Genomic DNA, 19589 nt, shown 5'->3' with positions numbered 1-19589 from the left:
GGCTTACTTCGCTGCGGTCGGGGTGCCGGCTGCGGCGACGGTTGCCTGCCAGCCACCACCCAGCACCAGGAACAGATGGATCTGGTCACGCGAGACCTGCGCTTCGGCCGCGGCCAGGGTGGCATCGCTGCTGGCCAGGCTGCGGTCGGCATCCAGGCTCGACAGGTACGGCGTGCGGCCGCCCTGGTACAGCCGGCGGTTCTGCTCGGCGGCCAGCGCGGCCTGCTCCTGCGCCACCTTCAACGACTGCAGGCGGCGCAGATCCTGCGCATAGCGGTCCAGCGCCGTCTGTGTTTCGCGCAGCGCCTGCAGCACGGCATGGTCGAACTCGGCCAGTGCTGCATCGGCGCCAGCCTCGGCGGCGTGGATGCGTGCATGCGTGCCCGAGGACGGCAGCGTCCACGAGATCAGCGGGCCGATCGACCACTGCTGGGTCATCGGCTGGCCGAAGTCCTCCAGCAGGCCGGCGGCACCGACCGAGGCGCCCAGGCGGATGTCCGGGTACAGCTCGGCAGTGGCCACGCCAATGCGCGCGGTGGCCGAGGCCAGCTTGCGTTCGGCCTGGCGGATGTCGGGACGGCGCTGCAGCAGTGCGCGGCCATCACCGACCGGAAGCGGCTGGGCAAGGGTCGGTGCGTGCGCGCAGTCGATCACCCCGGCCGGCAGTTGGCCCGGGGTCTGCCCCAACAGTGCCGCCAGCGAGTAGGCGGCGGCCGAACGCTGCGCGTGCAGCGGAGGCAATGCCGCTTCCAGCAGCGCGACCTGCGCATTGGCGCGCGCCAGTTCCGGCGGCGTGCCGCGGCCGGCGCTGATCAACCGCTGGGTGACCGAGCGGCTGCGCTGCTGCAGCTGCAGCGAGTGCTCGGCTACATGCAGCTCATGGTTGGCGTGGCAGATCTCCAGGTAGCTGTCGGCCACCTCGGCCACCACGCTCACCTGGGCCAGGTCACGTGCGGCGGCCACCGACTGTTCGTCGGCGCGCGCCGCTTCGGCACCGCGCTTGAGCTTGCCGAACAGGTCGAACTGGTAGCTGACCGCGAACTTGCCATCGGCCAGGTTGATCACTGGCAGTTCGTGTTCCTGCAGGAACGATTCGGCCGACAGCTGTGCGCGGCTGACCCCGGCTTCGGCCTCGTACTCGAAGCCACCGGCGTCCATCGCTTGTTCGTACACCGCCGCAGCGCGGCGCAGGTGCGCGTCGGCGGCCTTCAGTTCGACGTTGTCGCGCAGCGCTTGGGTGATCAGCCCGTCCAGCACCGGGTCGTTGTACAGCGACCACCAGCGTGCCGGCAGCGCCTGGTTGGCGGCCACCTGCGGGTTCTGCGTGTCGATGAAGGCCGCATTGGCCTGCGGCCGCTTGAACGCCGAGCCTTCCGGCAATGCATAGTCCGGGCCGACGGTCCTGCACGCGGCCAGGCTGGCCAGGGCGACGATCAGGCCGAGGCGGGGCAGGGCGGCGTTCACAGACCCGCCTGTGTCGGCGCAGCGCCGGCCTTCTTGTTCTGCACGTGGCGGCCGGTGTCCACCGTCACCGTGGCGGTGCGCCCGGCGATCAACTCCACGCCAGCAGGCACTTCGTCGATGGCGATGCGCACCGGGATGCGCTGCGCCAGCCGCACCCAGTCGAAGGCCGGGGTCACATTCGGCAGCAGGGTGCTGCCGTTGCTGCGGTAGCGATCCTCGATGCCGGCGGCGATGCTTTCGACATGGCCGTGCAGGGGGGTGTCCTCGCCCATCAGGCGGATGTCCACGCGCTGCCCCGGGGCTACGCCGCGCAGGCGGGTTTCCTCGAAGTAGCCATCGATGCGGAACGAACCGGTATCCAGCAGCGCCAGCACCGGCTTGCCGGCCACCACGTAGTCGCCCACGCGCATGGTGCGGTCGTTGACCCGGCCATTGGCCGGCGCGCGCACTTCGGTGCGGGCCAGGTTGAGTTCGGCCAGGTCCACCGCGGCCTGCGCGGTGGCCAGTGCGGCTTGTGCGGCCTGCAGCTTGGCCCGGCGCACTTCGGCATCCTCGGCGGCAACCAGATCCTGCAGGCTGCGGTCGCGGCCGATCTCGCGGCGCAGCTGCGCGACCGACGCCTGCCGTTCGGCCAGGCTGGCGCGGCTCTGCTCCAGCGCGATGCGGTAGCGCGCACGGTCGATCACGAACAGCAGGTCGCCCTTGTTCACGGCCTGGTTGTCGGCCACCTGCACCGTTTCGACCAGGCCGGACACATCCGGCGCCACCTGCACCACGTCGGCGCCGACGTGGGCGTCGCGGGTCCACGGCTCATCCATGTAGTAGACCCACAGCTGGCGCAGCACCAGCAGGGCGACGATCACGGCTGCGCAGGTGAGCAGCACCGGCAGGGTTTTCTTCACGATCTTGTTCACGATTGCATCCAACGCAGGAGGTGGAACAGCAGGCCCAGCACGATCCCGTACAAGGCCAGGTTGAACAGCGCCGGGTGCCATACGTGGCGATAGGCGCCGGCACGCTGCAGCAGCGCGTGCAGGCCGCTGTTGACCAGGTAGGCCAGCAGCATCAACCCGAGCAGGGTCGGGACGAACACTCCGTGGAGACTGAATTCACCGGGCATCGGTAGGGGCAGGGGCGGTATGGGGAAGGGGAGGCGGAACAGAACAACGGCAACGGGCAAAAGCCGCTGGCGCATGCACGGCAGCGGCGGTGTTCACGGACAGCGGGCTTACGTGATGCGGTCGGCAGCCTCGGCCAGCAGGCGCCACGCCTTCAGTACGGCGTGCAGTTCATCCATGGACAGTTCGCCGAACACGTCCTGGCGCAGGCCGATCAACTGATCTTCCAGTTCGCGCACCAGCGCCTGGCCTTCCTCGGTCAGCCACAACAGGTTGGCGCGGCGATCGCTGGCATCGCATTCGCGGCGGACCAGCCCACTGGCGCAGAGCTTGTCCAGCAGGCGCACCAGCGACGGGCCTTCCATGCCCAGCTGCTGGGCCAGCGCAACCTGGCGGATGCCACCGCCGGAGCGGCCGATCATCAACAGGGGCATGGTGCAGGCGGTGGAGATGCCGTAGCTGCCCAAGCGGCTGTCGGCCAGGCGCTGCCACTGCCGCCCTGCGTACAGCAGGCCGGAGCTGAGCTGCATCTGCAGCACGGTACGCTCGTCGAGGGGTCGGTCCATAAGTAATAGATAGGATACTACTAATTTCATTCCTATCAATAGGTTTTGCTGAATGGGTGGGTGTGTTGAGGAAAGCGTTGCGCCTGCTGGTTATCGGTTGGGGTGGCGGAGGGCCGGACGGGGCAGGGCACGCTGCAAGTACGTCCATGTAAGCTCGATCGGCGCATCCATGCGCCTCACGGCCCTGCCCCGCCCGGCCCTCCGCCGCCCACCCATCACCCCGCGAGCGCGGAGGGTTGGCTCTAAAGGCAGAAGCAGTGCGGACCAAGGTCCGCACCCACCAAAGCTGCAACCCGTGCAGTCTCCGAAGCCATGAATCCAGCTTTTGACCCCGCTTTCGGGCGGTCCGGCCGCGCCCGCAGGAAACCGTCAGGGAGCGGGAAGGGCGGCAGGGCAGGACCGTGAGGCGCATGGATGCGCCGACCGAGCCCCCAGGGATGGGTTTACGGCGTGTCCTGCCCTGCCGCCCTTCCCGCTCCAAACCGATAGCAGTCCGGCGCCGCGCGTCACCCCCGATGAACCGTCCCCAGAGGACGACCCACCCCCCGGTCGGGTACGATGCTCGCCCCCCGTTCGGGCGCTGTATGCAATGAGCAAGAACAACGAAAAGGCCGCCCCGCAGGGCGATGTCACCCAGGTCCAGGCCGAGGATGCCGTGCGCACCCTGCTGCGCTGGGCCGGTGAGGACCCCACCCGCGAAGGCCTGCTGGATACCCCGCGCCGCGTGGCTGAAGCCTATGGCGACTGGTTCAGCGGCTACCGCGACGACCCGCGCGCCTACATGGAACGCACCTTCGAGGAAGTGGCCGGCTACGACGAACTGATCGTCCTGCGCGACATCGAATACGAAAGCCACTGCGAGCATCACATGGCGCCGATCATCGGCCGCGTGCACGTCGGCTACCTGCCGGCCGGCAAGGTGGTGGGCATCAGCAAGCTGGCCCGCGTGGTCGAAGCCTACGCCCGCCGCTTCCAGGTGCAGGAAAAGATGACCGCGCAGATCGCCCAGTGCATCCAGGATGTGCTGCAGCCGGTCGGTGTCGGCGTCGTCGTCGAAGGCGCCCATGAGTGCATGACCACCCGCGGCATCCACAAGCGTGGCGTCAGCATGGTCACCTCGAAGATGCTGGGCAGCTTCCGCGAAGACGCCCGCACCCGCGCCGAGTTCCTGCGCTTCATCGAAGTGGGCGGCAAGCGCTGAGCGCCGTCGCCTCCCGGTGGCGGCCCCGCGCGGCCGCCGCTTTCGCCGTGCCTGCGCCGCGCCTGCGCGCGCGCGCTGGCCGCCGCGCCCTTCGGACCGATCTCGCTGCATGAAGCACCGCGAACGCATCACCCGTTATCGCCACCTGCGCGAACAGCCGCAATGGAAGCTGCTCGCCGCCGACCACGCACCGGAAATCATCGGCCTGCTGCAGGGCCTGCTGATGGACGGCGATCGCACGTTGCCGGCGTCGGTCCTCAACGAGCGCCTGCAGCGCGCGCTGGACCAGCTCAACGGTGACGAGCTGTCGCGCGAGCTGCCGCGGACCGCGCAGGCCTACGTCGCCCATTGGTTGGCGCAGGGCTGGCTGGAACGCCGGCTGCCCGAAGGCGCCGACCAGGAACAGTACGAACTGTCGACCCAGGCGCTGCAGGCGATCCGCTTCGCCGACAGCATGGAGCAGGCCCGCGTGGCCGCCACCGAGAGCCGACTGGCCTTGGTGATCGAACAGCTCTCGCAGCTCGCCGCGCAGACCGAGGCCGATCCGGACGCACGCCTGTCCGCACTGCGCGACGAGCGCGACCGCATCGATGCCGAGATCGCCCGTGTCGGCGCCGGCCGTGTGACCGCGCTGGATGGCAAGCGCGCGCTGGAACGTACGCGGCAGATCATCGGCTTGGCCGACGAACTGACCGAAGACTTCCGCCGCGTGCGCGACGACTTCGAACAGCTCAACCGTGATTTCCGCGAACGCATCATCGATGACGAGGGCGAGCGCGGCGACGTGCTGTCCAAGCTCTTTGAGGGCGTGGACGTGATCGGCGAGAGCGACGCGGGTCGTAGCTTCCAGGCGTTCTGGCGCCTGCTCAACGACGCCGAACAGAGCGCCCAGCTCGATGCTGCGCTGGAGACGCTGCTGGCCCGTGGCTTTGCCCGACGCCTGGACCGCAACGAGCGCAATTTCCTGCGTGGTTTCACCAGCACCATGCTCGAGCGCGGTGGCCAGGTGCATGACGTGCTGCAGAACTTCGCGCGCAGCCTGCGCGGTTTCGTGCAGAGCCGTGGCTACCTGGAACAGCGCCGCCTCAACCAGCTGTTGAAACAGGCGCAGTCCGAAGCACTGGCGTTGCGCGATGACTTCCCGGCGCAGCGCGCCATCGGCCGCGACCTGCAGCTGACCACCAGCCGCCTGCGCTCGTGGTCGCAGTGGAAGCTGCACGACCCGCGCAGCGCCCAGGTCGATGGCAACGTCGAATACAACGATGCGGCCAGCATCAGCCTGGAAAGCGTGGGCGACCTGGTGGCGTCCTCGGAAATCGATTTCCGCACCCTGCGCCGCGACCTGCACGATCTGCTCGACAGCCAGCCGAAACTCAGCATCGCCCAGGCCCTGTCGCAGCGCGAAGCGCCGCAGGGGCTGGGCAGTGTCATTGGCTACCTCTCGCTGGGCACGCGCTTTGGCAGCGTGATCGCCGGCGAGCAGGAGCTTGCCGAATGGCGTGGTGGCGACGGGCAGATCCGTCGCGCCCGCATCCCGCTGGTTTGGTTTACCCAGGAGAGACGCCATGAGCTGGCATGAAGACCCCATCGACGCACCGCATGCCGACCTGGCCGAAGACGCTTACGAGGCAGAGCCGGTGACGACCGTGGTGCAGCCCCGGCGCGGCAACGACGTCTACTACATGGGCGATACCGGCCGCCTGCCGCTGGATGCGCGCCGCGCGCTGTGCCAGCTGCTGATCGGCCCCAGCATCGACCAGCTGCGCCACGCCAAACTGTGGCCGGCACTGATCCGCAGCGAAGCCGGCATCCGTTCGGCGCTGTCGGACCTGTTCCTGGAACTGGTGCTCGACCGTGACAGTGGCGTGGCGTTCACCCGCCAGGCCGATACCGAGGACGTCGATGCGCCGGTACTGCTGCGCACGTCGCCGCTGACCTTCATCGATTCGGTATTGCTGCTGTACCTGCGCCAGCAGCTGGGCGAAGCCGATGCACGCGGCAACCGTGCCGTGGTCGCCGACGCCGAAATGGCCGAAGCGCTGGCCATCTACGAGAAGAACCTGTCCACCGACCGCGCCGGCTTCAATCGGCGCGTCGCCTCGGCGGTGCAGAAGATGAAGGACAACCACATCCTGACCCGCCTCGGCGGCCAGGAAGACCGCCACGAAGTCTCGCCGGCGTTGAAGCTGCTGTTCTCCGCCGAAGACGTATCCCAGCTTTCGGCGGTCTACCGCCAGCTGCGTGAAACCCCGGCCGCTGAAGCCTGAGAGACCCGAGCACCGCATGGCCATTTCCAAGCACACTCCCGCCCTGTTCAACGACGGCCTGCCCGACCCGCGCCTGCAGCAGTTCCGCATGCGCCGCCTGCAGGTGCACAACTGGGGCACCTTCAACGGCCTGACCGAAGTGCCGATCGCCGAGCGCGGCTTCCTGTTCGTCGGCCGCTCCGGCTCGGGCAAGTCGACCCTGCTCGATGCCATGTCCGCACTGCTGACGCCGCCGGCCATCGTCGACTTCAACGCCGCTGCGCGTGAAGCCGAACGCAGCGGCCGCGACCGCAACCTGGTGTCCTACGTGCGCGGCGCGTGGGCCGACCAGCAGGACAGTGGCACCGGTGAAATCGCCACCCAGTACCTGCGCAAGGGCGCAACCTGGACCGCGCTGGTGCTGGAGTACCGCGCCGGTGATGGCCGTGTGGTCAGCCTGGTACGCCTGCTGTGGATCGCTGGCAGCAGCACCTCCGCAGGTGACGTGCGCAAGCACTACATGATCGCCGAGCGCCCGTTCGACATCGCCAAGGACCTCGGCGGTTTCGACCTGGATCTGCGCAAGCTCAAGCAGAAGCTGGCCGACGTCCATCACTTCGATACGTTCTCCGGCTACGCCGAACGCTTCCGCCATCTGCTCGGCATCGACAACGAGATGGCGCTGCGGCTGCTGCACAAGACGCAGTCCGCGAAGAACCTCGGAGACCTGAACGTCTTCCTGCGCGACTTCATGCTCGACACGCCGAAGACCTTCGACGCTGCCGAACGACTGGTCAGCGATTTCGCCGAACTCGATGGCGCGCACCAGGCCGTGGTCACGGCGCGGCGTCAGGTCGAAACCCTGCAGCCGGCGCGCGAACATTACCGCGACCTGCAGGCGATGAGCCGCCGTCGCGGCGACGACGAAGCGCTCAAGCTCGGTATCGACAGCTTCCGCGAAAGCCGCCGCCAGTTGTTGATCGAAGCGCGCCTGCGCGAGATGGACACGCGCGATCGTGGCCTGCTGGGTGAAGAAGCGCAGCGCCGTGCGGCCCTGGACAACCACACCGAACGCCTGGCTGAGCTGGAACTGCAGCGCCGCCAGCAGGGTGGTGAGCGCATCGAGGAACTGGAACGCGAGCAGGGCCGCGCCGAAGCCGAACGCGACCGCCGCTTGGCCAAGCAGGCGCAGGCACACGACGCCGCACAGAAACTGCAGGCCGCGTTGCCCGACGACGCGCATGGCTTCGCCGCGCTGGTCGAGCAGGCGCAGTCCGAACTGGAAGACCGTCAGCGTGCTTCGAGCGCCCTGGACGACGCCATCAGCGAACGGCTGGGCGGCAAGCGCGACGACGAGCGGCGCTTCTCCGACGTGCGTGGCGAACTGGAGGCGATGCAGCGCACGCCCTCCAGCATTCCTGCGCCGATGCAGAAGCTGCGCGCGCGCCTGGCCGAAGAAACCGGTATCTCCGAAGCGGCCTTGCCGTTCGTCGGCGAACTGATCCAGGTCCGCTCGGAAGAGCAGAGCTGGCAGGGCGCGATCGAGCGTGTGCTCGGTGGCTTCGCGCAATCGCTGCTGGTCGACGACAAGCACTACAACGACGTCGCCGAATGGGTGAACCGCACCCACCTGGGCATGCGGTTCACCTACTACCGCGTGCGTCGCAATGACGATGCGTTCGCCCGCGAACCGTCCGCGAAATCGCTGCTGCACAAGCTGGAACTGCGCGACCACGTGTTCGAAAGCTGGCTGCGCCGCGAGCTGGGCAAGCGCTTCGACTACGAATGCGTGGACGCCAAGCAGCTGCGCAACGTCGACCGCGGCATCACCCGCGAAGGCCAGGTCAAGCATCCGGGCGACCGCTTCGAGAAGGACGACCGCAGTGCGGTGAACGATCGCCGCCGCTGGCTGCTGGGCTTCAGCAACCGCGACAGGCTCGCCGTCTTCGAGAAGGAAGCACAGGAGCTGGCCGCCCGTATCGCCAGCTGCGATACCGACATCGCGCGCCTGCGCAGCCAGCGTGACCGCGATAACGAACGTCGCCTGGCCTGCCACCAGCTGGTCGGCATCAGCTGGAACGAAATCGACGTCGCCGCGCCGCAGCAGCGCTTGGCCGACATCGAGGCCAGCCTGCACGCCCTGCGCGAAGGCAATGCCGATCTGGCCAGGATCGCCCAGCAGATCGACGCCACCCGCGCCGATATCGAGCAGGCCCGCCGCACTTACGAAGACACCCGCGTCGAGCGCGGCCAGCTGGTGCGCGAACGCGACCGCCTGGACCGTGCCCGTCAGCAGAGCCGTGCACTGGTCCTGCCAGCGCTGGCCGAAGACCAGGAAGTCGGCCTGGCCGAGCGCCTGCAGGAGCAGGGCCCGCTCAGCCTGGAAACGCTGGAAGCGCACATGCGCCAGGTCAGCAACGCGCTGAACGAACAGCTGTCGTCTTCGCAACAGGACGTCAACCGCATCGAGAACCTGCTGCTGGGCTGCTTCCGTCGCTTCATCCAGCAGTGGCCGGAAGAATCGGGCGACTTCACCGTGTCGGTGGCCTCGGCCGAGGATTTCCTGGCCCGCCTTGAACGCCTCGAACGCGATGGCCTGCCGCAGCATGAAGAACGCTTCTTCGACCTGCTGCAGAACCAGAGCAAGAACAACCTGCTCGCGCTGCAGCGGCACAGCGCCGAGGCCCGCAAGTCGATCGGCCAGCGCCTGGACGAAGTCAACGCCAGCCTGGAGCAGGTGCCCTTCAACCGTGGCACCCTGCTGACCATCGAGCTGAACGACCGGCGCCTGCCGGAAGTGCAGGAGTTCCACCAGCAGCTGCGCGAGGTGTTGTCGCAGCAGCAGACCGAGCAGCGCGACCTGGCTGAAACGCAGTTCACCGTCCTGCGCCAGCTGGTCCACCGCCTCGGCTCGCAGGAAGGCGAAGACAAGCGCTGGCGCGAAGTGGTGCTGGACGTGCGCCTGCACGTGGAGTTCATCGGCGTGGAACTGGACGCGGAAACGCGCCAGCAGGTCGAGATCTACCGCAGCGGCGCCGGCAAATCCGGTGGCCAGCGGCAGAAGCTGGCCACCACCTGCCTGGCGGCGGCACTGCGCTACCAGCTCGGCGGCGCCGACAGCCAGCTGCCCAGCTATGCCGCAGTCGTGCTCGATGAAGCCTTCGACAAGGCCGACAACGAGTTCACCGCGCTGGCGATGAACATCTTCGACAACTTCGGTTTCCAGATGGTGGTGGCCACCCCGCTGAAATCGGTGATGACGCTGGAACCGTTCATCGGTGGCGCCTGCTTCGTCGAGATCAGCGGCCGCCACGATTCGGGCGTGCTGCTCATCGAGTACGACGAAGAAGGCAAGCGCCTGAAGCTGCCGGAGCGCAGCCGCCAGCAGGCCGACGAACCGGAAGAAGCCGAAGCCTGACCGCCTCGGCCGGCGTTCTGGTAGTGCCGGCCGCTGGCCGGCAATCCCCTGTAGAGCCGGGCCATGCTCGGCTGCTCTCCGCGACCGGAAACAGCGTGCCAACCAAGGTTGGCCCCTACCAGAAGCAACTCTGTCTTTGCTTTTGCCTTGCTGCCGGCTTCCGCGCTCGCGCAGAGGCTGGGCAGCGGTTGGGCAAGGGGCACGGAAGGACCGCGAGCGCCATGGATGGCGCTCACGAGCCCCCATGGATGGGTTCACGGCGTGTCCTGCCGTGCCCCTTGCCCGACCGCCCTCGCAACAATCAAAGCGCCCGCGACGCGGTGGATCACGAACTACGGAACGTATCCCACGCCATCCGCGCGATCAGCACCACCACCAAACCCACAAACAGCTTGCGGATGAACGGCGTGCCGCCCTTCAGCGCCAACCGCGTGCCCACCACCGAACCGATGATGTTGGCCGCTGCCATCGGCAGCGCGAACAGCCACAGGATGTTGCCGGTCGGCACGAAGAACGAGATCGCCGCCACGTTGGTCGCCAGGTTCACCACCTTCGACGCTGCCGACGCACGCAGGAAGTCCAGCCCGAAGAAGCGCACGAACAGGAAGATCAGGAAGCTGCCGGTGCCGGGCCCGAAGAAGCCATCGTAGAAACCGATTGCCGCGCCGATCGCCAGCGCGATGGCCAGTTCGTTGCGGCCGATCTCGCGGGGCCGGTGCAGCGCGCCGAAGTCCTTCTTCCACAACGTGTAGGCCAGCATCGCCACCAGCAGTACCAGCACCAGTGGCCGCACCGCGTCCTTGGGCAACAGGCTGACCGCCGTAGCGCCAAGGAAGGAGAACACGAAGGCCGTACCCGCGGCGAACAACACCGGCTTCCACGGGAAGCGCACGTTGCGTGCATAGCGCCACGCCGCCGCGCCGGTACCGAACATCGAGCTGAACTTGTTGGTGCCGAACAGCATCGCCGGCGTCTGCTGCGGCAGCACCGTGAACAGGCCCGGCAGCTGCACCAGTCCGCCGCCACCCACGGCCGCGTCGACCAGTCCGGCAATGAAGGCGATCGCCACCAGCCACCACAACTCAGGAGGAATCAGTTCCAGCACGGCGATCGATCGAAGTGAGGGCGCGACAGCATACGCCTGTCACATTGCCGCCGCCCACGCGACAATACCCGCATGAGCCGAACCGCCCCCGATCCCTGTCCCTGTGGCCTGGCCGCCGACTACGCCGCCTGCTGCGGTCGCTTCCATGCCGGCGACGCCGCGCCCGATGCCGAGCGTCTGATGCGCTCGCGTTACAGCGCCTATGTGCGCCATCTGCCGGACTACCTGCGTGCCACCTGGCATCCGGACACCCGCCCCGCAGAACTGTCGCTCGATGATGCCCCCGGCCAGCGCACCCAATGGTTGGGCCTCACCGTGCAGGACCACCAGGTGACCGGCACCGACAGCGCCGAGGTCCGCTTCACCGCCCGCTACCGCGTCGGTGGCGGCAGCGCGGTGAAAATGACCGAGCACAGCCGCTTCCTGCGGATCGAAGGCCGCTGGTACTACCTCGACGCCGTCTGAGCGTGGCTGCCGCGCACGGCCAGCACGCGCTGGCCGCCATGCGCGCACACGCGGTTGCGGCCTTCCTCCTTGGCCGCATACAGCGCCTGGTCGGCCGCTTTGACCACCCCGGCGGGACGCGGATCGACCCGGCTGTCGGCCAGGCCGATGCTGACGGTCACCTGCACCACCGCACCGCCACCGCCGCGCCCACGCTGCTGCTGGCCGAGCGCATCGTCACGGCTGCGGGTAGTGCGGTCGCGCAGCTGCATCCGGCTCTGCTCGATGCCCTGACGCAGCGCCTCCACCGCGTCCACACAGGCCGATGCCGGGCGATCGAGGAAAACCACGGCGAATTCCTCGCCGCCATAACGGAACGCGCGGCCGCCGTCGCCCACCCGCGACAGCCGTGAGGCCACCAGTTTCAGCACGTCATCGCCGGTGTCGTGGCCGTGGGTGTCGTTGAACATCTTGAAATGATCAACGTCGATCATCGCGATGCTGTAGGTGCCGGTGGCGCGCTTGAGGGTTTCGTTGAATGCACGTCGGCCGGGCAGGCCGGTCAGCTCGTCGCCGAATGCCATGTGGAAGGACTCCTGCAGGGTCGCGGCCAGCATCAGCAGCAGCGCGGCTACGCTCAGCGCCGGTAGCAGCACCGGCTGCAGGAAGATCCGCGGCAGCATCCACCACAGGCACAGCAGGGCCAACAGCATCGCCGTATGCAGCGGTCGCGGCTGGCGCCATGCCTGCCACCCCAGCGCAGCGGTGGCCAGCAGGAACAGCACGGCAGGCAGCTGTGCCAGCGCGCTCCAGTCGCTCGGCAGCCACGGGAAGTGCCGGTTCGACAGCAGGTCGTGCATGCCTTTGGGCTGCTGTGCGGCCAACAGGATGAAAATCGCTACGGCGCAGCAGTGCCCTTCTTGAATGCGCGCCCTGATGTGAACACCACGGCACCGGGCCATGACATCGCGCTCACCGGCCGCGGTCGAAGCTGGTCACATGGACAGCGTACCCGCCGCCGTCGCTGCCCCGCAGCATGACCTCGCCCGCCACTTCACCCACGTGCGGGCGCGCAGCATGCAGCTGGCCGCACCGCTCAGCCCTGAAGATGCCCTGCTGCAGAGCATGGCCGATGCCAGCCCGGCCAAATGGCACCTGGCCCATACCACCTGGTTCTTCGAACGCTTCGTCCTCGCCAGCCGGCCTGGCTACACACCCTGGGATCCGGCCTGGGACTATCTGTTCAACAGTTATTACAAGAGTCTCGGCCCGGCCCACGCGCGACCGCAGCGCGGCCTGCTCTCGCGGCCCTCGCTGCAGCAGGTCCACGCTTACCGCCGGCACGTGGATGAGCAGGTGCTGGCACAACTACGCAACGGCGATCTGGGCAGCGACGCCCTGCAGCACCTGCAACTTGGGCTGCATCACGAGCAGCAGCACCAGGAGCTGCTGCTCACCGACATCAAGCACGCCTTCTGGTGCAATCCGCTGCAGCCGCCGTATCGCGATGACCTGCCCACCGCCGTCAGCGCTCCCAGCGCGCAGGGCTGGGTCGAACAGGGCGAACGCATCGTCAGTATCGGTGCATCCGCCTGGCCGCAGCACGCAGCATTCGCCTATGACAATGAATCACCCGTGCACCGCGTGCTGCTGCCCGCGCATGCACTCGCCGAACGTCCGCTCAGCAACGCTGAGTACCGCGCCTTCATCGACGCGGGTGGTTACCGCGATCCACGCTGGTGGCTGAGCGAGGGCTGGGCGCTGCGCGAGGTCGAGCAGTGGCAGCATCCGCTGTACTGGGACGACGACCTGCTGCGCGAGTTCACCCTGGGTGGCTGGCGCGAGCTCGATCTGCACGCACCGGTCTGTCATCTCAGCTACTACGAAGCCGATGCCTGCGCACGCTGGGCCGGTGCCCGCCTGCCCACCGAGTTCGAATGGGAAGCGGCCGCCGCCACGCAGCCGGTCGAAGGCCACTTCGCCGATGACGACCAGCTGCATCCGCAGGCAGGGCAGGGCAGGGGCATCCGCCAGCTGTTCGGAGATGTCTGGGAATGGACCAGCAGCGCCTATGGCGCCTACCCCGGCTTCCGTCCGTTCGCCGGCAATCTGGGCGAATACAACGGCAAATTCATGTGCGGCCAATGGGTGCTGCGCGGTGGCAGCTGTGCCACCCCGCGCGGCCATGTGCGGGCCAGCTACCGCAACTTCTTCATGCCACCGGCGCGTTGGCAGTTCTCAGGCATGCGCCTGGCAAGGGATCTTTCATGAGCACCGTCCAGGACGCGCTGCAGGCGCTGACCGACCTTACCCCCGGCCGCCAGCAGATCCTTGCCGACGCCGTGGCGGGGCTGTCGCATGCCTCGCGCCAGCTGCCTTCCAAATACTTCTACGACGCGCGCGGCTCGCGCTTGTTCGAGCAGATCACCCACACCCGCGAGTACTACCCCACACGCACCGAGCTGGCCCTGCTGGATCGGGTGCTGCCGCAGATCGCGCAGGCGGTGGGGCCGCGCGTGCATGTGGTCGAACTGGGCAGCGGCAGTGGCCGCAAGACCGCCCGCCTGCTGGCCGCCCTGCAGGATCCGGTGGCCTACACGCCCATCGAAATCTCGCGCGCGGCGCTGTTGTCCAGCATCGACCACCTGGCACCGGCGCTGCCGGAGGTGGAAATGCTGCCGGTGTGTGCCGACTTCACACGGCCGGTACAGGTCCCCGCACCCGACCGGCCTGCCGCGCGCCGGCTGCTGTTCTTCCCGGGCTCCACGCTGGGCAACTTCGCTGATGAGGAGGCGATCGCGCTGCTGCGCGCGATGCGGCAGACGATGGGCAAGGACGGCCTGGCGCTGGTCGGCATCGACCTGCACAAGGACCCGGCACTGATCGAGGCCGCCTACAACGATGCCGACGGCATCACCGCCGCCTTCACCCTGAACCTGCTGGCCCGCCTCAACCGTGAGATCGGCAGCGATTTCGATCTCAATGGCTTCCGTCATCAGGCCCGTTACAGTACCGCACGCCTGCGCATCGAAACCGACCTGGTCAGCCAGCGTGAGCAGGACGTCCATCTCGACGGGCGCACCTTCCACTTCAACGTCGGCGAACCCATCCGTGTGGAGTACAGCCACAAGTACACCGACGCCAGCTTCGGCCACCTGCTGCAGCAGGCAGGGCTGGAGGTGGTGGCGCACTGGAACGCTGACAATCCAGCGTACGGGCTGCGCCTTCTGCGCCCCGCACCGTAGCCACAGGTAGTGCCGGCCGCTGGCCGATAGCAACGACCAACCTTGCCGCCCCTCCGCGTTACCATGGCTCCAGCACCGGCAACACGGAGGACGCCATGCCCATTCTGACCACGCTCGGCTTGGCCGCCGCACTTGCCATGCCAGCGGCGGCCGCGCCGACAGCCGCGGCAACCGCTGATCCCGCGTTCGCCCGCTGCATGGCGGGCCTGCAGACTACCGCCGCCAGCGAGGGCATTGCCGCTGACCGTTTCACGGCCATCACCGCCGGACTGCAGCCCGATCCCACCGTGCTGCCGTTGCTCGATGCGCAGCCGGAGTTCACCACACCGATCTGGGACTACCTGGCCGCACTGGTCGATCGCCAGCGCGTGGACGATGGTCGCGCCATGCTGCAGCAGCACCGCGATCTGCTTCAGCGCGTATCGGCGCAGTACGGCGTCGATCCAGTCACCATCGTCGCCGTATGGGGTGTGGAGAGCGACTACGGGCGCGTGTTCGGCAAGCGCCCGCTGCTGCAGTCGCTGGCCACGCTGTCCTGTGCCGGCCGTCGGCAGCCTTTCTTCCGCGGCGAACTGCTGGCGCTGGTCAAGCTCATCGACAAGGGTGACCTGCAGGCACAGGGCCTGACCGGTTCCTGGGCCGGTGCCTTCGGCCACACCCAGTTCATGCCCAGCACCTACGCACGCATTGCCGCTGATGGTGATGGCGATGGCCGCCGCGATCTGGTCGGCAGCATTCCCGATGCATTGGCTTCCACCGCCAACTATCTGAAGCGTGCCGGCTGGCGAACCGGCGAACCCTGGGGCATGGAAGTGCGCGTCCCCCCTGGGTTCAACGCCAGTCAGGCCGGCCGCACCCAGCGCCGGGCACTGGCCGACTGGCGCGTATTGGGCGTGACCGGCCTGGACGGCAGTGCGTTGGCGCCGACCGGCCTGCCCGCCGATGCCCGCGCCGCGCTGTTGCTGCCAGCCGGCAACAAAGGCCCGGCGCTGCTGGTGTTCCGCAACTACGACGCGATCTACAGCTACAACGCCGCCGAGAGCTATGCCCTGGCCATCGCCACCCTGGCCGACCGTCTGCGTGGCGGCAACGGCTTGGTCACCGCCTGGCCTACCGATGATCCCGGTCTTGGCCGCGACGAGCGCCGCCAGCTGCAGACCCTGTTGTTGGCGCGCGGCCATGACATCGGCGCCGCCGATGGCATGATCGGTACCGCCAGTCGTCGCGCCATCCAGGTCGAGCAGCGCCGGCTCGGTTGGGCCGACGCCGATGGTCGCGCCGGCCAGCGCATCCTGCGCGCGCTGCAGAGCGAACCGCAGGCGAAGGTTCCGGCCACACCCACCCGCTTCAGCCTTCCCACCAACTACAGCGCCGCGCAGTCGCCGGCCATCCGGAGTCGATCCAGCGTGCAACAGATCCAAGGTGTCAGCAGTGGCCAGTTCCAGGGACTCGATGCCTGGCTGGTGGAAACCCCGCAGGCCACCGCCGCCATCAGTGTATTCGGCGGCCAACTGCTCTCGTTCGTGCCCAAGGGCCAACCCGATGTGATGTGGCTCTCGCCCAAGCGTGCGGCACTGCCCACGCCCATCCGTGGCGGCAGCCCGGTGTGCTGGCCGTACTTCGGCCGCCAGGGGCAGGGCGATGACGTGCCGGCCCATGGCTTCGTGCGCACCTTGCCCTGGGAACTGCAGCAGGCGCGCCGTCTCGACGATGGCAGCATCGAACTGACCCTGGCCCCACCCGCGCTGGACAACCTCGGCCTGCGCCTGACCATGACCGTCCGTATCGGCCGTGAACTGCGCCAGCAGCTGGTTACCGAGAACACCGGCAAGGCCCCGGCCACCATCACCCAGGCGCTGCACAACTACTTCCGTGTCGGTGACGCCAGCAAGGTCGACGTCGACGGCGTCGATGGCCTGGACTACCTCGACAAGTTCGAGAACTACGCCCAGCCTCGCCGCCAGCAGGGTCCCTGGTCGCTGCGTGATCCTCGTGATCCGGGCCGCAGCGACCGCATCTACACCCAGGCCGGCGGGCACTATGTGCTGCGCGACCCGATGCTCAAGCGCCGCATCGACATCCGCACCGAAGGCAGCCGCTCGCTGGTGGCATGGAACCCTGGCGCCGACGCTGCCGCGAAGATGGCCGATGTCGGCGACGGCTGGCGCGACTACGTCTGCCTGGAGGCCGCCAACGCCGGGCCCGATGTGATCACCGTCGCTCCCGGCGGTCGCCACACGCTGGTGCAGACGCTCTCCAGCGCGTCCCTGTAAACCGCGCAACGCCCACCCAGGAAGGTCTTCAATGCAGGAAGCACAGTGGTACTACGCCCGTAACGGCAAGAGTGAAGGGCCAGTGGACCTGGCTGGCCTGCGGAGGTTGCAGCAGGACGGCGTCATCACCGGCCACACCCTGCTCTGGTGCGAGGGCATGGCTGGCTGGCAGGCGTTGCAGACGCTGCAGTTGACTGTCACGCCGGCGTCGGGTGCCGACGGCGGCGCCGCAGCGGCCAGCCATGACCCCTACCGTGCGCCGGCGGCGGCGGCAACGCCCGATGTCATTCCACTGGGCGCCGGCCTGACTGGCCAGTTGGGTCTGTATGCAGCCATTGTCGGCGGCAACTTCCCGATCTATCGCAAGCGTTGGCGCCTGGACCAGGGCACCGCGAATGCGGTGGGCACCTGGCACTGGCCGGGGTTCCTGTTTGGCGTGATCTGGATGATGTACCGGAAGATGTACCGCATGGCCGCCATCTGGGTCGGCGTGCTGGTGGCATCCAGCGCGATCGAGGTATTCCTCGACGTGCCGGATGCTCTGTCGCTGGTGATCAACCTGGGCCTGAGCGTTACCGTGGGTGTCTTCGCCAACAGCTGGTACCTGCAGCATTGCCAGCGGGAGATCGCGCGCGCCCAGTCGCTCAATACGGACAATGACGCTGCGGTGCGCAGCGCGCTGGCAGCACGTGGCGATACCAGCGTGATTGGTGCCGTGATCGCCATCGCCGTGTCCGCCACCCTGGCCATCATCGGGGCCGCGTTGACGGGCTGATCCCTTCAGCTGGCCTGCCGCGGCCGCAGCACCCACAGGCAGAGCGTCCCGGCGACCAGGCCCCAGAACGCAGAACCGATACCGGCCAGTGTCATCCCCGAGGCGGTCACCAGGAAGGTGACCAGCGCGGCCTCGCGGTCGCGCTCCACTGCCAATGCACCGGCCAGGCTGTTGCCGATGGTGCCGAACAGGGCGATGCCGGCCACGCAGGCCACCAGTTCCTTGGGGAAGGCAGCGAACAGGGCCGCGACGGTGGCCCCGAACAGGCCGATGACGATATAGAAGGCGCCGGCCGCCATCGCCGCCGTGTAGCGCCGTGCCGGATCCTCGTGCGCATCACGGCCCATGCAGATCGCCGCAGTGATGGCTGCCAGGTTCAACGCGTAGGCACCGAAGGGTGCCAGCAGCGTGTTGACCACGCCGATCCAGCCGATCACCGGCGACACCGGTGCGTCGTAGCCGGAGGCGCGCATCACCGCCACACCGGGGATGTTCTGCGAGGCCATGGTGACCACGAACAGGGGCAGGGCGATACCGACCATCGCCGTCCACGACAGCGAAGGAGTGACCCATTGCGGTACGGCCAGCTGCAGGTGCACCTGCTGTGCATGCAGCAGACCCTGGCTGGCGGCGATGGCGATGCCGACCAGCAGAGTGGCGATCACCGCATAACGGGGGAACAGGCGGCGGCCCAGCAGCCACGTAGCGAACATGGCCAACGCCAGCACGCGCTGGGTGTTCATTGCCACAAACACGTCCAGTCCGAAGCGCAGCAGTACACCGGCCAGCATGCCAGCGGCCAAGGCCATGGGCACGCGCTTCATCAGCCGGGCGAACACCCCAGAGAAGCCCGCGAGCATGCCCAGCACCGCCGCAAGCAGGAATGCACCGGTGGCTTCAGACAGAGACGCGCCACCGGCACCGACGACCAGCATCGCCGCGCCCGGCGTCGACCATGCGGTGACCACCGGCACGCGGTAGCGCAGCGACAGGCCGATGCAGGTCACGCCCATGCCCAGCCCAAGGGCCCACATCCACGAGGCGATGTGCGCCTGGTCGGCACCGACCGCCTGCGCCGCCTGGAACACGATCACCGCCGAACTGGCGAAGCCGACCAGCACGGTGATGAAGCCGGCGACGATCGCCGGCGTCGAAAGATCCCGCCACCATCCCTGTCGTTTCTGCGTGTCCATGCTCTTCTCTTTGCTATGCACCGGTGTATTGATAGCGCCTGCGGCGTTGCCCGCGCAACGCGCGGGCAACGCCGCAGGCGATGCATCAGCAGCGGCCATGCAGGGTGCAGGCGCTGTTCTGTCATCTTCCTGAAAAAAAGAGTTGACGAATTCTGCAGGATCTCTAGAATTCGCTCCCTTGCTGCAGCGCGGCGACTTCTTCGGAAGCCACCAACGCGAACAGCGACGCCACCACCGCCGGACGAGATGATCGAACGAAGGTGTTGACGGACTCGAAAAGTCCGGCATAATAGGCGGCTCGCAACGACGAAAGGCCCTCGGGTCCAACGCCGAAGCAGCATCGGCAACAACGTCCACTTCGGAGAGACGGCCTTGAAAAAAGGTGTTGACGAAGCGGAAAAGCCGGCTATAATGGGCGGCTCGCTACGAAGGAAACTTCGCAGCACACGGGAACGGCGCTGAGGCCACTTCCCCGGATCTTTGAAAGTATGCGCAGGTATCTTGTGAAGGCGCCTGCAGGAAGGATGATTGTCCATCTTGC

15 protein-coding genes and 1 pseudogene are annotated in these 19589 nt (G+C 67.7%); 9 read left to right on the top strand and 7 right to left on the bottom strand.

The features are described from left to right. Positions 1–3 precede the first annotated feature (3 nt). The 4 genes from GIW57_RS11705 to GIW57_RS11690 form a co-directional block, all read right to left on the bottom strand. Complete coding sequence (locus GIW57_RS11705; protein WP_236510938.1) at positions 4–1464, bottom strand: efflux transporter outer membrane subunit; 1461 nt, start codon at positions 1462–1464, stop codon at positions 4–6. Then, complete coding sequence (locus GIW57_RS11700; RefSeq protein WP_236510935.1) at positions 1461–2378, bottom strand: HlyD family secretion protein; 918 nt, start codon at positions 2376–2378, stop codon at positions 1461–1463. Before GIW57_RS11700 ends, GIW57_RS11705 begins: the two co-directional genes overlap by 4 nt. Then, positions 2375–2584, bottom strand: a complete 210-nt coding sequence (locus GIW57_RS11695; protein WP_010487502.1) for a DUF1656 domain-containing protein — start codon at positions 2582–2584, stop codon at positions 2375–2377. Before GIW57_RS11695 ends, GIW57_RS11700 begins: the two co-directional genes overlap by 4 nt. 108 nt (positions 2585–2692) lie before the next feature. Beyond that, the gene (locus tag GIW57_RS11690; protein ID WP_025875653.1) at positions 2693–3148 is read right to left on the bottom strand and encodes a MarR family transcriptional regulator; all 456 of its coding nucleotides are present in this window, start codon (positions 3146–3148) and stop codon (positions 2693–2695) included. 589 nt (positions 3149–3737) lie between these two features. On the opposite strand from GIW57_RS11690, the gene folE reads away from it, so the two are divergent. The 4 genes from folE to GIW57_RS11670 all read left to right on the top strand — a co-directional run bounded on the left by folE (position 3738) and on the right by GIW57_RS11670 (position 10013). Beyond that, complete coding sequence (gene folE, locus GIW57_RS11685; RefSeq protein WP_089241981.1) at positions 3738–4349, top strand: GTP cyclohydrolase I FolE; 612 nt, start codon at positions 3738–3740, stop codon at positions 4347–4349. Between the two features lie 109 nt (positions 4350–4458). Further along, the gene (locus GIW57_RS11680) at positions 4459–5928 is read left to right on the top strand and encodes a DUF3375 domain-containing protein (protein ID WP_100461639.1); all 1470 of its coding nucleotides are present in this window, start codon (positions 4459–4461) and stop codon (positions 5926–5928) included. Continuing rightward, complete coding sequence (locus GIW57_RS11675) at positions 5915–6616, top strand: DUF4194 domain-containing protein (protein WP_100461634.1); 702 nt, start codon at positions 5915–5917, stop codon at positions 6614–6616. Before GIW57_RS11680 ends, GIW57_RS11675 begins: the two co-directional genes overlap by 14 nt. A 16-nt stretch (positions 6617–6632) precedes the next feature. Continuing rightward, positions 6633–10013, top strand: coding sequence for an ATP-binding protein (locus tag GIW57_RS11670; protein ID WP_236510932.1), 3381 nt, complete (start codon positions 6633–6635; stop codon positions 10011–10013). Positions 10014–10338: 325 nt separating this feature from the next. Here GIW57_RS11670 and GIW57_RS11665 read toward each other — a convergent pair whose 3' ends face one another. Continuing rightward, positions 10339–11118: a sulfite exporter TauE/SafE family protein gene (locus GIW57_RS11665; protein WP_100461625.1), complete on the bottom strand. Its 780-nt coding sequence runs from the start codon at positions 11116–11118 to the stop codon at positions 10339–10341. Between the two features lie 72 nt (positions 11119–11190). On the opposite strand from GIW57_RS11665, the gene GIW57_RS11660 reads away from it, so the two are divergent. Next, positions 11191–11583, top strand: coding sequence for a YchJ family metal-binding protein (locus GIW57_RS11660; RefSeq protein WP_100461621.1), 393 nt, complete (start codon positions 11191–11193; stop codon positions 11581–11583). Here the strand turns inward: GIW57_RS11660 and GIW57_RS11655 are convergent. Continuing rightward, positions 11565–12467: pseudogene (locus GIW57_RS11655) on the bottom strand (GGDEF domain-containing protein); the annotation flags it as partial. The gene GIW57_RS11660 and the pseudogene GIW57_RS11655 sit on opposite strands and share 19 nt — an antisense overlap. A 94-nt stretch (positions 12468–12561) precedes the next feature. Between GIW57_RS11655 and egtB the strand changes: the two are divergent. The 4 genes from egtB to GIW57_RS11635 all read left to right on the top strand — a co-directional run bounded on the left by egtB (position 12562) and on the right by GIW57_RS11635 (position 17855). Next, positions 12562–13833 (top strand): ergothioneine biosynthesis protein EgtB, encoded by a 1272-nt coding sequence (egtB, locus tag GIW57_RS11650; RefSeq protein ID WP_236510929.1) that lies wholly within the window; start codon positions 12562–12564, stop codon positions 13831–13833. After that, on the top strand, positions 13830–14807 hold the full coding sequence (gene egtD, locus GIW57_RS11645; RefSeq protein WP_236510926.1) for an L-histidine N(alpha)-methyltransferase: 978 nt from the start codon (positions 13830–13832) through the stop codon (positions 14805–14807). The genes egtB and egtD overlap by 4 nt, the downstream gene beginning before the upstream one ends. Positions 14808–14944: 137 nt before the next feature. Continuing rightward, complete coding sequence (locus GIW57_RS11640) at positions 14945–17080, top strand: lytic murein transglycosylase (RefSeq protein WP_236510986.1); 2136 nt, start codon at positions 14945–14947, stop codon at positions 17078–17080. A 31-nt stretch (positions 17081–17111) separates the two neighbouring features. After that, positions 17112–17855 (top strand): DUF2628 domain-containing protein, encoded by a 744-nt coding sequence (locus GIW57_RS11635; protein WP_100461605.1) that lies wholly within the window; start codon positions 17112–17114, stop codon positions 17853–17855. Between the two features lie 5 nt (positions 17856–17860). Here the strand turns inward: GIW57_RS11635 and GIW57_RS11630 are convergent, their stop codons facing one another. Further along, the gene (locus GIW57_RS11630; RefSeq protein WP_236510923.1) at positions 17861–19048 is read right to left on the bottom strand and encodes a benzoate/H(+) symporter BenE family transporter; all 1188 of its coding nucleotides are present in this window, start codon (positions 19046–19048) and stop codon (positions 17861–17863) included. Positions 19049–19589 lie beyond the last annotated feature (541 nt).

The organism is Stenotrophomonas sp. PA-6-5C (assembly GCF_021605635.1).
Taxonomy (GTDB): Bacteria; Pseudomonadota; Gammaproteobacteria; order Xanthomonadales; family Xanthomonadaceae; genus Stenotrophomonas; species Stenotrophomonas lactitubi.
This window is presented reverse-complemented; position numbering and strand designations above follow the sequence as displayed.